At 65.0% G+C, this 13,233-nt stretch carries 10 protein-coding genes; 4 read left to right on the top strand and 6 right to left on the bottom strand.

What is annotated here, in order from left to right:
- Positions 1-200: 200 nt before the first annotated feature.
- Positions 201-2,279 (top strand): hypothetical protein, encoded by a 2,079-nt coding sequence (locus tag HMPREF0326_RS06980; protein ID WP_008685365.1) that lies wholly within the window; start codon positions 201-203, stop codon positions 2,277-2,279.
- 321 nt (positions 2,280-2,600) lie between these two features.
- Here the strand turns inward: HMPREF0326_RS06980 and HMPREF0326_RS06975 are convergent, their stop codons facing one another.
- The 6 genes from HMPREF0326_RS06975 to HMPREF0326_RS06950 all read right to left on the bottom strand — a co-directional run bounded on the left by HMPREF0326_RS06975 (position 2,601) and on the right by HMPREF0326_RS06950 (position 9,654).
- Entirely contained in the window at positions 2,601-3,137 is a 537-nt protein-coding gene (locus HMPREF0326_RS06975; RefSeq protein ID WP_008685364.1) for a hypothetical protein, read from the bottom strand.
- On the bottom strand, positions 3,138-4,121 hold the full coding sequence (gene glpX / locus HMPREF0326_RS06970; protein ID WP_008685362.1) for a class II fructose-bisphosphatase: 984 nt from the start codon (positions 4,119-4,121) through the stop codon (positions 3,138-3,140).
- 436 nt (positions 4,122-4,557) lie between these two features.
- Entirely contained in the window at positions 4,558-6,216 is a 1,659-nt protein-coding gene (locus HMPREF0326_RS06965; RefSeq protein ID WP_008685357.1) for an NAD+ synthase, read from the bottom strand.
- A gap of 175 nt (positions 6,217-6,391) precedes the next feature.
- On the bottom strand, positions 6,392-8,236 hold the full coding sequence (locus tag HMPREF0326_RS06960; RefSeq protein WP_020990367.1) for a UbiD family decarboxylase: 1,845 nt from the start codon (positions 8,234-8,236) through the stop codon (positions 6,392-6,394).
- Positions 8,236-8,733 (bottom strand): NUDIX domain-containing protein, encoded by a 498-nt coding sequence (locus HMPREF0326_RS06955; protein ID WP_020990366.1) that lies wholly within the window; start codon positions 8,731-8,733, stop codon positions 8,236-8,238. Before HMPREF0326_RS06955 ends, HMPREF0326_RS06960 begins: the two co-directional genes overlap by 1 nt.
- A gap of 228 nt (positions 8,734-8,961) precedes the next feature.
- Positions 8,962-9,654, bottom strand: coding sequence for an L-threonylcarbamoyladenylate synthase (locus HMPREF0326_RS06950; protein WP_020990365.1), 693 nt, complete (start codon positions 9,652-9,654; stop codon positions 8,962-8,964).
- Between HMPREF0326_RS06950 and HMPREF0326_RS06945 the strand changes: the two genes are divergently transcribed.
- The 3 genes from HMPREF0326_RS06945 to HMPREF0326_RS06935 all read left to right on the top strand — a co-directional run bounded on the left by HMPREF0326_RS06945 (position 9,653) and on the right by HMPREF0326_RS06935 (position 13,233).
- Positions 9,653-10,126: a 23S rRNA (pseudouridine(1915)-N(3))-methyltransferase RlmH gene (locus tag HMPREF0326_RS06945; protein ID WP_008685352.1), complete on the top strand. Its 474-nt coding sequence runs from the start codon at positions 9,653-9,655 to the stop codon at positions 10,124-10,126. The genes HMPREF0326_RS06950 and HMPREF0326_RS06945 overlap by 2 nt on opposite strands.
- A 295-nt stretch (positions 10,127-10,421) precedes the next feature.
- A complete protein-coding gene (locus HMPREF0326_RS06940; RefSeq protein ID WP_020990363.1) occupies positions 10,422-12,545 on the top strand; it encodes a TonB-dependent receptor in 2,124 nt (707 codons plus the stop codon).
- A gap of 64 nt (positions 12,546-12,609) precedes the next feature.
- On the top strand, positions 12,610-13,233 hold the full coding sequence (locus HMPREF0326_RS06935) for a class I SAM-dependent methyltransferase (RefSeq protein ID WP_020990362.1): 624 nt from the start codon (positions 12,610-12,612) through the stop codon (positions 13,231-13,233).

Here is a 13,233-nt window from a genome sequence, read left to right as displayed (position 1 = left end):
ATTCTCAAAGGCAATCTGTTCTAAGAAAGCGCTGAGTAATGAAGATTTTTGTTCTCTGCCAAGGACGGCGAACCGCGGGCGGAGGGAGCATATTCAAACCCGGCCTTCGCACGGAATGAGCCGGACGCAGGCAGAGGGCAAAAAAAACATTAATCAGTGATTCCTAAAAGCATCCACCCCTTGCAGCAAGGAGCGACGCCATGACTTCAGACAAAGCCCCCACCCCTTCCCCGGACGCTTCGCCGGAGAGCAGGACGGACGCCATGCCCGACGCCGCTCCGGAGACCACGCGGGCCGCAACGCCGGATCACACGGCCGCTACGGGCACGACGCCCGAACAGACAGGACCAGACGGACAGGACGCCGTTGCCGGTCAGCCGGAAGCTGACGCAACGCCGGATGGCACACACGCCGATAAAAATAAGGGCGGCCATGTGCCGCCGCGCGCGGAAAAACAGGCCGCGCCGGTCCCCCCCGCTGGCCAGGCCGAAAAATTCTTCCAGGCCCTTTGCTGCCTGGGCCCCCTGGTGCTGCTGACAGTGCTGGCGGCCCAGGCCTGGCCGGATTTCTGGCAGGGCTGGCGGGGCGACGCCCTGTATTGCCCGGCAGAGGTCCGGAACATCCAGATCTTCCTGCACGCGCAGCAGGACGGGCAATGGCTCGCCCCAGGGGCGGGCCTGGCAATGGAGTCGGCGGCGGGTTTGGCGGCGCAGTGGCCGGGCTTCACCTGGTTTCTGGCCTCCCTTGCCGCGCTGCTCCCGCCCGCCCTGCTCTTTCCCCTGTCCGGGGCTCTGGCAGCCGCCCTGGCTCTGCTGGGCGTCTGGGGCCTGAGCCGCGCGGCGGGCTTCGGCTCCAAGGCGGCCCTGGCCGCCGGGCTGATTCTGCTCTGCATGCCTATTTTCGCGCCTCTGGCCCATTTCACGGGTCCGGCGGCTCTGGCGGCCGCGCTGCTGCTCTTCTCCCTGATCTGCTTCTGCCGGGGCTGGCAGGCGCAACGCGCCTGGTTCTACCTACCGGCGGGCTTTGTGCTGGCCGGTCTGGCAGGCCTGACCGGCGGGCTCTTCCATCTCTTGCTGCCCCTGCTCGCCAGCGCCCTCTTCCTGCTCTGGCGGGCCACCTTCCGCCGGGCCCAGGCTCTGGACGCCCTGACCGGCTTTGTCCTCCTTCTGCTGCTTCTGGCCCTCTGGCTGGGCGGGATCATCCTCTGGACCAACGCCGAAGGCTATATGCAAGGCCTGTTCGCCACAGTGAGGCAATGGCACGGCCCGGTGACCGCCCGCTGGTGGCTGCCCCTGGCCGTGGCCGGTCTGGGCCTTGTGCCCTGGATCGGCATGGTGGTCTGCGTTTCCTGGCAACGGGTGCTGCGCTCAGCCTGGAGCGATCTCAAGGCCTCCCGAGCGGAACGCGCCGGTTCGGCCTTTGTCTGGATAAGCATGGTGCTGGCTTGCCTGCTGAGCCTGTTCATGCCCATGGCGCAACTCCAGAGCGTGGCAGTCTGCCTGGCCTGCCTGGCCGCGCCCCTGCTGGGCAAGGCCCTGCTGCGCCTGCCCCATCTGGGCAGCCGCCTGTTTTACCTCATCGCGGCTCTCTGCCTGCTGCACGCGGGCATGGCCCTGGTAGCGGCGAGCTTCGGCTTTTCCCTGGACTGGATGGCGCGCTTTTTCTCCTGGCCCCTCAGCCCGGAACAGCGCGAAATGATTCTGGGGCTCAAGGCCCTGCCCGTGCTCGGCACGCTCTGCCTGCTGGCCGCCGTGGCCATGACCCGTTTTATCCGGCGGGACCATCCGGGCGGCGCGCTGCTGTTCTGCACTCTGGTGGCCGTGATTCTCACCCAGCCGGCGGCCCTGATGCTCGCGCCGGAGCTGGCGGCCCTGCCTGAGGCCCATCTGAGCCGCCTCCAGGACATCCGGATGCCGACAATGCCGGAAAACGCCGTGACGCCCGCCGCGCCCGCGACGCCGCAGGAAGAAGGCACGCCGCCCGTCCCGGCCGCGCCGGAAGCAACTCTGCCGGACCAGGCCCCGAACCAGGCCTCGGACCAGGCACGGGAGAATGCCGCACCCGCGCCGGAACCGGCAGCGCAGCCCGAGGCCGCCCGGCCTGAAACACAGCCGAAAACGCCGCAAGCCGTCGAGCCCCTGCCGGAAACCGCGCGCGAAGCCGGGCCGGAGCAGACGACCACTCCCGCGCCCGCGGCAACGCCCGAGGCCGCTCCCCAACCGCTGCCGCAAAGTGAGGAACAGGAAAACGCGCCCGCCGCGCCCTCTTCCGCCAACTGATTTATTCCATAACGCAAGAAGCCAAGAGAGCCGCTCCGGATGTGTTCCGAAGCGGCTCTCTTGGCTTCCGCCGCGATCAGACGCGGAAGTCAGGTCATTTCAAGGTTGAAATGCTCTAAGGGGGCTGCGAGAGCAGCCTTCTGCTACGAAGCCGAAGCGCAATTTATTTGCGCTGTTGCCTCTCCCGTTAGCGAGTCTTCGAGCTTTACGGGCGAGGACAGCATAGCCAAGCGGCAAAGTAAGCGTGTTTTTACCTCTGGAATGTGCAGCATTTCAAAGGTAATCCGCTCTGAAGCAATTCACTTTTGAAATAAGCGAATTCTATCTGTTGATGGGCGGCGCATTGCCCCCGGCCTTGAGCATGGTGCCCAGGTGGCGACGGGCCAGAGCCAGCTCTTCCTCGGTGACGCCGGGCATGTCGCGCGGGCGGGTGCCGCTCATGTCGTTGCCTTCTTCCACAATGACCAGGGCCGCGGCCATGCGGCCCATGACGCAGAAAAAGCGTACCGGGTCCCAGCCCTGGGCGCGCACCCATTCCGCCGCTTGGGGCGAATAGAGGAAGTCCGCCTTGCCGTTGCGCAAGACCGGATGGGCCTCTTCCTTGTGCTCCTTGGCCCAGGCCCGGAAGCGGGGCAGAATTTCCAGAAAACCCACCAGTTCCTTGTCGGTGACCGGCGGTTGATTTTCATACACCGTGACGGCCTGGGCGGCCTTTTTCTGGACGGCGCGCGCCGCCAGGGCGTCCTGGGCCAGGACCGGCGTCAGGCTCAGGGTCGCGACCAGCACCGCGACCAAAGCCAGCCCGGCCCGAAAAAGCCGACGCAGCAACGTCGGCGTTCTGTGATAACCGTTATTCATTCAATACCGAACCGCACTAAATTTAGAGAGTCTGTCCATATTGTGATAGGACTCCACATACCGCAGTGTGCCGGTTTTGCCGCGCAAAACCAGAGAATGAGTCACCGCGTGGCGGGCGCTGTAGCGCACGCCGCGTAAAAAGTCGCCGCCGGAAATGCCCGTGGCGGCGAAGAAACAGTCGTCGCTGCGCACCAGGTCATTGACCGTGAGCACTTCGCGCAGATCTATACCGGTCTCGTTGATGGCCTCTTTTTCCACATAGGACTGCGGGTCCAGCCGGGCCAGAATCTGCCCGCCCATGCCCTTGATGGCGCAGGCGGCCAGCACGCCTTCCGGAGTGCCGCCCGTGCCCATCATCACGTCCACTTCGGAACGCGGGTCCACAGCCATCAGCGATCCGGCCACGTCGCCGTCGGTCTGCAACTGGATGCGCGCCCCGGCGGCGCGGATTTCCTCGATCAGGCGCTGGTGACGCGGCTTGTCCAGCACAAAGACCACCAGATCCTGCACGCTCTTGCCCATGGCTTTGGCCACATTGTCCAGGTTGACCCTGACCGGCGCGTCCAGGTCGATAACGTCGCGCGCCTCGCGCGCCACCACCAGCTTCTGCATATAGTAACTGGGACCGGGATCGAACATGCTGCCCTTGGGGGCCACGCCCACCACGGAAATGGCGTTGGGCCGCCCGTAGGCCAGCAGATTGGTGCCTTCCACCGGGTCCACGGCCACGTCCAGACGCGGACCGTCGCCCATGCCCACCTTTTCGCCGTTGTAGAGCATGGGCGCATTATCTTTCTCACCCTCGCCGATGACCACCATGCCGTCGATGTGCAGGGTGGAAAAACTGATGCGCATGGCGTCCACGGCCGCGCCGTCCCCGGCCTCCTTGTCGCCGCGGCCAAGCCAGCGGGCTGATGCCAGGGCCGCGGCCTCGGTGATGCGTACAATATCAAGGGCCAGGTTTTTCTCCGGTGCTTCCGCCATGACATCCTCCAGCTGATGGAACTGCGTTGTTTGAGAACTGGTTTTACTCCACTGCGCGCCGGGCTTCAAGGGAAAAGCCCGGCCCCTTCAGGGCAATCGAATGAATGCCTTAATCGTCGGATATTCATTTGCATCCATACGTGTGCCTTCCTTAAATCCGCGAACACAGCCGACGCAGTCGGCAAGTGAGCGGGGGCTGGTTTTGCGGGAATTTTGCAAAATTGGCGATTTTTTCGTGCGGGCAAGGCAGCGGCACGTTTTTGAGCGGAGCATACTTGAGTATGTGAGCATCAAAAATGCGCCGGTAACGCCGCCCGCGCGGAAAAGGCGGATTTTGTAAAATAACCGCAAAGGTACAGGAAGGCTGACGCAAGAGTATTTTTCTTTTTCGTTCTATTCATTCAATTGCCCTGCCGACAGCTTCGCCCGGACCCGCTTACGGCAGCCGGTAGCGCCCGGCCACCGGCGCCTGCCAGCCCGCGCCGAAGGGCACGCGGCTCACGTGCAGGGCCAACGGTTCCTGGCGGCGCTTGAATTCCGCCCGGAACAGCTTGTCGCGCACCTCGCGGCAGACATCGCTCATGGGCTTGTCCTGCCCCTGGGCGGTAGGCTCCAGCAGTTCCTCCAGCATGGGGTCCAGCTCCTCGTAAGGGGGGATGCTGTCCGCATCCTTCTGGCCGGGCCGCAATTCGGCGGAAGGCGCTTTGTCAAAGACGTTCCGCGGGATGATCTCCGCGCCCCGGTGGGCATTGTACCAGCGGGCCACGGCATAGACCTGGCTTTTGGTCAGATCCGCGATGACCCCCAACGCGCCCACGGCGTCGCCGTACAGGGTGCAGTAGCCCATGGCCCCTTCGCTCTTGTTGCCGGTGTTCAGCACCAGGGCCCTGGCCCGGTTCGCCAGGGACGTGAGCAGCGTGCCCCGGATGCGGGCCTGCACGTTTTCAAAGGTCACCTCGCCCGCATACGGCGGGAAAAGATCCAGGCCCGGCTTGAGCGTCGCTTCAAAGGCTTGCATCAGAGGCTCAATGGGCAGGATCACGGTGGACACGCCCAGATTGTCCGCCAGCCGACGGGCGTCGGTCAGCGAATCCTCGCTGGTGTACGGCGAGGGCATCAGCACGCCGGTGACCTTGTCCGCGCCCAGGGCTTCCACCGCGATGCAGCAGACCAGGGCCGAATCCATGCCGCCGGAAAGCCCCAAAATGGCTCGTTCCGCGCCGCACTTGCGCACAAAGTCGCGCGTGCCCAAAGTCAGGGCGCGCCAACCGGCTTCCTCGGCGCTTCGGCAAAGCTCCTCCACCCTGCCGGACCCCCGGGCCGTGTCCACCACCAGCACGTCTTCGGCAAAGGCCTTGCCGCGCGCCAGGAGCTGGCCGGTGGGGTCAAAGGCCAGACTTTGGCCGTTGTACACGCGGCTGTCGTTGCCGCCCGCCGGATTGACCGAAAAAAGATGTATGTGATGCCGGGCCGCCACATGCGAAAGCATGTGCTCGCCCGCCTCCTGCGCGCCCACGCAATAGGGCGCGGCGGCCATGTGCACCACGGCGTCCACCCCGCGCTGGACCAGCTCCATGAGCGGATTATGGCCACTGGCGTACTGGGTTTTCCAGAACGCGCCGTCCTCGGCCACGGCGTCCTCGCAGAGCACCACGCCCAGCCGCCAGCCGCCCAGGCTCAGGATGCCGCAGGACACCCCGCGGTCGAAATAGCGCACGTCGTCGTCCTGGCCCGAATTCCGGCCCATATTCTGATAGACCTTGCGCGAAGCCACCTGCCACTGGCCCTTGTCCACCAGCACGCCCGCGTTGGAGAGCAGACCGGCGGCATAGACGCTGGGCACCGGCGCGCCCACCAGCAGGGGCGGCCCGTCCTTCAGGGCCTCGGCCAGATTCCGCAGGGCCGTACGGCAGCCCTGGGCGAAATCAACGGCGCGCAGATAGTGGCCGGGAGCCACGCCGCAGAGGGCCAGCTCCGGCGTGACGCACAAGTCCGCCCCTTCCCGCGCGGCCTGGCGCGCGGCCTCCAGAATGCGCTCCTGATTGCCGGCCACGTCGCCGGTGACGCTGTTGCACTGCAATAAGGCGATTTTCATTCCACGGCCTCCCCCGCGATTAAAACATAAAGGAAATACTGATTAATGAAGATTTTTATTCTCCGCCAAGAAGGGCGAACTCCGGGCGGAGGGAGCATATTCAAACATATTCGACCACCGCACGGTGTGAGCCCGACACAGGCGGAGGGCAAAAAGACCATGAATCAGTGTTTCCTTAAAAATATCCATGCAAAGGGCCACCCGGCGCGGCCAGCGCTTCCACTCCGCGCGTGACGGCCGGATCCTCTTCCAGAGGGGGGGCATGGAAGGGCTTGAGGCGGGCGTCCAGAACCAGGGGCGCAGCGCAGGACCAGTGCTTGGCGCGTGTCTGGGCATGCGCGCCGTAGCTGTCCGTGGCCGGGTCCGAACGGGTGAAGACCACCCAGAGAAAATTGTCCAGCCCGGCGGCGCAGAAAGCGGCATCGTCCACCACGGCCACCAGCGGAAAGGCCTCCCGCTCGGGCCAGGCTTCCAGGCGGCGGGCCAGTTCCTCCATACGCGGGTCCGGTTCGCCGCGCTCCAGCGAGTGCGCCGGGCCGCGCACGACCAGCAGGCCCGGTCCGGCCACACGCGGCTCGGAAAAGCCCTCGGGCAGATCCGGAGCGCCGCGCAGTTCCAGGCCCAGCTCGCGCCGTTTTTCCCCGGCCGAGGCCCAGATCAGCTTGGAGCCTTCGTGCAGGCCGCAGCCCGTATAATCCAGGGTATCGCTGGTACTGCGGGTCAGGAAATGCAGGTCGCGGCTGAAGTCGGTCCGCTCCAACAGGTGGCGCAGAAAAGCGGGCACGTCGCGGGCGCACAGGCCAGGCGCGTCCTCATGCGCGGCCAGCAACACGTATTTGGCAAGGGCGGTCTGGGTGGCCCCCAGCAGATGCAGGGCCGCCGTGAGCAGTTCGCGCGGCCTGCGCCGCGCCTCGTAAGGAGTGTAACGCTCGCTGCCCAGGGCCAGCAAAAGAGGATGCACCCCGGCGACATCCACGGCATGCACCTCGCGCACGCCCTGGAAAACCTGGGGCACCAGGGGCGCGGTGAGTTCGTGGATGAAGTCGCCGAAAACCGTATCCTCCTGCGGCGGGCGGCCCACGGCGGTAAAAGGCCAGACCGCGTCCCGCCGGTGGTACACGGCGTCCACCTTGAGCACCGGGAAATCGTGCCGCAGGCTGTAGTAGCCCACATGATCCCCGAAGGGCCCCTCGGGCTTGAGCCCCGGCACGAGACGCCCGCTGATGCAGAAATCCGCCTCGGCCAGAACGGGCAAACGCAGCTCCGGGGCGCGCGCCAATTCCACCCGGCGTCCGCCCAGCAGACCGGCGAAGCGCAGTTCCGAGAGTCCCTCGGGCAGGGGCATGACCGCCGCCACACTCAGCGCGGGCGGGCCGCCCACATAGACATGCACCGGCAGTTCCTCACCCCTGGCGATGGCATTGGCGTGGTGCGCGCCGATGCCCCGGTGGATCTGATAATGCAGGCCCGCCTCGTCGGGCGCGTAGGCGTTGCCCGCTAGCTGCACCCGGTACATGCCCAGGTTGGAGGTGTTCAGGCCGGGGCGGCAGGGGTCTTCGCTATAGACCAGGGGCAGGGTGATGAAGGGTCCACCGTCGCCCGGCCAGCAGGTCAGGCGCGGCAGATCGGCGAGATTGCAGTTGCACTCCAGCACCGGAGCGCCGCCGTTCCGCTTCGCGCGCGGCAGCATGCGGACCAGTCCGGGCAGCGCGGCCAGCGAACGCCAGGGCCGCCGCAGGGCCGCCGCGGGATCGGCCTTGGCCGCCAGCACGGCGTCCACGGCCCGCAGACTGTCCCGGAAAATATAGCGCAAACGCTCGCGCGTGCCGAAGAGATTGGCCAGCATGGGAAAACGCGTGCCCTTGACTCTGGTGAAGAGCAGAGCCGGGGCCTTGGCCCGGAATGCCCGGCGCTGCACGGCGGCCAGTTCCAGATAGGGGTCCAGTTCCACATCCACGCGCCGGAGCTGCCCTTGGGCCTCCAGATCCGCCAGGCACTGGTTCAGGTTGGCGTAGCCCATCAGCAATCCCCTTTTCGCGCCGGGAGCTCCACCGCGCCCAGCGTCCGCCGTCCCGCGAGAACCTCGCGGAAGTCGGCCAGGATGCGGGCGTGGTCAAAAGCCAGTGGTTCCGGCAGATCGTCCGGCGGGTAAAAAGCAGCTCCGGCCGCGTCGTCTCCGGCGCGCAGGGCTTCGGGATCACGGGGCCTGCCGGTGAAGACCACGCTCAAGGTATGTTGACGGGGATCACGGTCCGGGCGGGAATAGACGCCCAGCAGGCCGGTCAGTTCCACATCCAGACCGGTTTCCTCGCGCATTTCGCGCACAGCGGCGGCCTCGGCCTGTTCGCCCTCGTCGATAAAACCGCCGGGCAGGGCATAGCCCAAAGGAGGATTGGCCCGCGTAATGATCACCACGCCGCGTCCCGGCTCATAAATAACCACGTCCGTGGTGGGCGTGGGATTGCGGTAACAACTGTAGGGCTTGCCGCAATGCGGGCAGATCACGTCTTTCTTCATGCGCTTTCCCGGAAAAATGAAGTGCGGCCGTATGGTAAGCCAGTCCGGCCCGCGCCGCAAGGTACAGCGCCGGGCCGGGCCATTCCGCTCTTCGCCCGTTGTTTTATTCTGCCCTCCGGGCATCAGGGTTCTCGCTTCGCTCCGGCTTGGGCCGCCTCCGGCGCGGGCAGGCGGCCTAAACGCCGGGAGGCGTAAAGTCTCCATGCCGGGAACGGCCGACGCCCTGACCTACAGACAAAGAAAGCCCGCATCCGTGAGTGCCCGAACGCCGACAGCGCCGACACGCAACAGGCGCAGGCGCGCGCAACCGCCTTCCTCGCCCGCCGGAGATTCGGGCAGCGGTTCCGGCAAAGGTTCCGCCAGGGTGGAGGGCTCGCCCCCGGCGGGCTGTTCGGCCTCGCTCAGGGCGGGCAGCAGGCCGCCCCCATCGCCCGATTCCGCCAGGGCGGACAGCAGTTCCGGGTCCAATTCCTCCAGAGTGCGGGCCGGGGGACGCCCGCTCAGATTGGCGCTGCTGGCGGTCAGCACGCCGCCCGCCAGATGCGCCAGCCGGGCGGCCAGCGGATGCGGCGAGACGCGCACCGCCGCCTTGCCGCCCGCACTGAGCAGAGGTTCGGGCAGGCCGGGCCGGGCAGGGAGCAGCAGGGTCAGCGGGCCGGGCCAGAAACGCGCGACCAGCTCCGGCGGCGCGGCTTCCAGCCGGACCACGCTTCCGGCCTGGGCCGCATCGGCGGCCAGCAAGGGCAGGGGCCGCTGGACGGGCCGCCGCTTGAGCTGGTAGATACGGCCCACGGCCGCCGCATCGGCGGCCAGACAGCCCAGACCGTAAAAGGTTTCGGTGGGGAAAATCACCACGCCGCCCCGGCGCAGGCATCGGGCCGCAGCTTCAAGATCAAGCACGCGGCAGGGGGAATCGAACATGACAGGCAAACCTTTGCGGCTGATCAGCGTGGGCCGTCTGAAGACGCCGTTCTGGAAAGACGCCGCCGCCCACTATCTGGCGCGGATCACGCGCTGGCGGCGTCTGGAATGCACGGAAGTGCGCGACGGGGACGCGGCTCTGCCCCCGGACCGGCGCAACTCCTTGGAAGGCCGGCGGATTCTGGAGGCTCTGGCCCCGCAGGACGTGCCCCTGGTGCTGGACGAGCGCGGCCTCAGTCTGACTTCGCCGCAGCTGGCGGCCCTGCTGCGGCAACTGGACCAGGAGGCGCGCGGCCGGGCCTGCTTTATTGTGGGCGGGGCCTGGGGCCTGGACGAGGCCGTGCGCGGCCGGGCCTACCGCCTGATCAGCCTCTCGGCCATGACCCTGCCGCACGAGCTGGCCCGCGTGGTCCTGCTGGAGCAGCTGTACCGGGCGGAGTGCATCCTGCGCAAGGTGCCGTACCATCATTGATCCGGCGCTGGTCCGGCGCTTCCGGGCCGCCGCCGGTTTCCGTTTCTTGTAGAGATTGCCGCCGTCGCCGTCAATGTGCGGCGGGCGCACCCTTTCCGCTTCAACCTCACCTATTTTCAAAACAGGCTTGACTCGCCTCTTGTATCAGCATAGCTTCGATAGCACGTTTTTTATATACATAACATATTTTGCATACGCATATAAAAAACGTAGCACTTCGACAGACTGACGCGCCGCGTCATGGGGGAAACACCACAATAAACGCGGCCGGAGGCCGCAAGGGGGAGGTTTCGGCATGGGGAAGGTTTTCAAGCTGATGCTCGCGCTGGCCGCGTGTCATGTTCTGGCGGCAGGCCCGGCGGCGGCCGAGGGGAATATGCCGGCGGCCGCGGGAGATACCGCAGCGGCGCAGTCCGCCGGGCGCAAGGATGCGCTCACCGAAGGCAGCCTGGCGGCGTACACCCTGCCGCCGGTAACCATTTACGGAGTGGTCGATCAGGCACCCACCGTGCCGGTCATGACCCGCTTCGGCACACAGTTCAATGTGCTCACCGAAGAACAGATTCAGCTCCAGAACTCCCTGGATTTTTATGACGCCCTGCGCAACGTGCCGGGCGTCATGTACCAGAAAAAGAACATCATCGGCGGCCAGACCGGCGCCAGCCTGTATATTCGCGGACGCGGGGCCAGCCACCCCAGCCCGGACCTGAGCATCTTTTTCGACGACGTGCCCCGCAGCGGCGTGCTTTACGGCCAGGCCCTGGCCGACGGCATTCCGGTCTACGCCCTGGGCGGCATGGAAATTTACAAATCGCCCCAGCCCTCGCGCTTCGGCAGCGGCTACGGCATGATCAACTTCATTCCCAAATACATGACCGAAGACGGCTACGAGTTCCGCCTGGGCTTTGAGGCGGGCAGCTTCGGCACCGTGGCCGAAAACCTGGGCATGGGCGCGAAGAAAGACGGCGTGGACATTTACGCGGCGCAGAGCTTTATCAGCACCTTGGGGCACGAAGAACACACCGCCGCCCATCAGGCCAGCTATTACGCCAATCTGGGCTTCCAGTTCAGCGAAAACTGGAGTCTGCGCCTCATGGCCAACCGGGTGGACGCCGAAACCCAATCGCCCAACAATGCCGTCACGGGCAGCAGAACCCAGGGCCCCTACCTGATGGCTGACCGCTACGACACCGGCACCAGCCTGGTGACGCTGTCCCTGAACAACACCTATGACAATGCCCGAGGCTATCTGAAGGGCTATTACAACCACACCCTCTTCCATATCCGGGGCGAAAGCGGCGAGACCGCCACCTCCCGCCAGACCAATGTGCTCTACGGTTTGCGTGGCCGGGAGACCTTCAGCCTCTGGGAAGGCAATGAAATTGTGGCCGGTTTTGACCTGGATGTGACGGAACTGCAAAACGACCAGCGGACATACGCCACCGACACCACAAAATCCTGGGATTTTCCCACGCAGACCCTGTTCTCCCCCTATCTGGCCGTGAGCCAGACCTTCGGCAGCGAAGAAGGTTTCCACGTCACGCCCTCGGCGGGCATCCGCCTGTACACCAGCGATGTTTTTTCGGACCAAGCCTCGCCCCAGGCCGGTCTGGTGCTGGGCTACGGCAACACCAATCTGAGTTTCGCCTATGCGCGCGGCGTCAATTATCCCAGCCCCGTGATCTTGCAGGGTTTTCTGGCTGACCAGTCCCTGCCCGGCTACCTGAACACCAAGGACATCAAACCGGAAGTGGTGGACCATTACGAAGTCGCCCTGAGCCATGTCCAACCCGGCCTGTTCAGCGCGAGCGCCACCTATTTTCACGACGACGGCAGGGACCGGCTCAGAGCCTATATGGGGGGATCGACGCCTACCAGTATGAACTTCTTCAATTCCTCCACCGCCGAATACAAGATCGACGGTCTGGAACTGGCGGGCAGCGTAACCCCGCTGGACGGGCTGGAAATTTTTGCCGGGGCCACCTGGCTCAAGGCCTGGGCCAAGGGCGACGACGGCAAAAACACGGACAAAATGCCCTATACGCCCAGCTTCGCCCTCCAGACGGGCTTCAAGTGGAAGTTCTGGGAACACTTCCTGTTCAGCGGCGATTACCAGCATCTGCAGAACGTTTATGCGGCTACCTTGGCCCGTCGCTCCAACGGCGCCGGACTCAGCACGTTCACTGAATTTACTGACGTGGACAAACTGCCGGACATCAATGTGGTCAATCTGCGGCTGGACTACCTCTTCAGCTACGACGACCTGCATCTGGAAGAAGGCCGGGTCTTTGTGGCCGTCAACAATGTGCTGAACACGCCTTACGCCTACGCGATGCAGAAAACCGCCGACAACACGGACCGGCAGCTTTATTACATGCCCGGCACCTCCTTCATGGCGGGATTTGAACTCAAATTCTAGACCCACGCCTCTCGAGGCCGCCGCTCTTTGCCCGGAGCGGCGGCCTCGTCAGCCTGGAACTTTTATGGAAACGTTTATGGTGGACGAAGAACACTGCGCCGCGCGGCGGCATTTTTTTGAGGACCATGCCGAAGGCTGGGAGGATCGCAACTATTCCCCGGAAAAGTTGCGGCGTCTGGAGAGCCTGCTGGCGCGTGTGGATTTGGACAGGGGCATGACCGTCCTGGACGCCGGTTGCGGCCAGGGGGTGCTGCTGCCCTTTCTGCGCCGCCGGGTCGGCGGAGAAGGCCGCCTCATCGCCCTGGACGCCTCGGCGGCCATGCTGCGTTGCGCCGCGCAACGCCATCCCGACGCCTGGATACTGCATGCGGGCGTGGAAGCCATTCCCCTGCTGGACGGCTATGTGGATGCGGTGATCTGCTTTTCCGCCTTTCCCCACTTCAGCGACAAGGAAGCGACGGCGTGTGAATTTTACCGCCTGCTCAAGCCCGGAGGCGCGGCCTATGTCCTGCACATCGACGGCCGGGAAAAACTCAATGACCTGCACGATCAGCATCATGCGGTATGCGGCGACCATTTGCCCTGCCCGCACGGGATGAAGAAAATCTTCAGCCAGGCAGGTTTTTCAAAGATGCGGGCGGATGAAAGCGCGGAGCACTATTATTTTGCCGCTTGCAAACAGGAGTGA

Origin of the sequence: Desulfovibrio sp. 3_1_syn3, from assembly GCF_000145315.2 — a bacterium.
In the GTDB taxonomy this organism is placed as follows: Bacteria; Desulfobacterota; Desulfovibrionia; order Desulfovibrionales; family Desulfovibrionaceae; genus Desulfovibrio; species Desulfovibrio fairfieldensis.
This window is presented reverse-complemented; position numbering and strand designations above follow the sequence as displayed.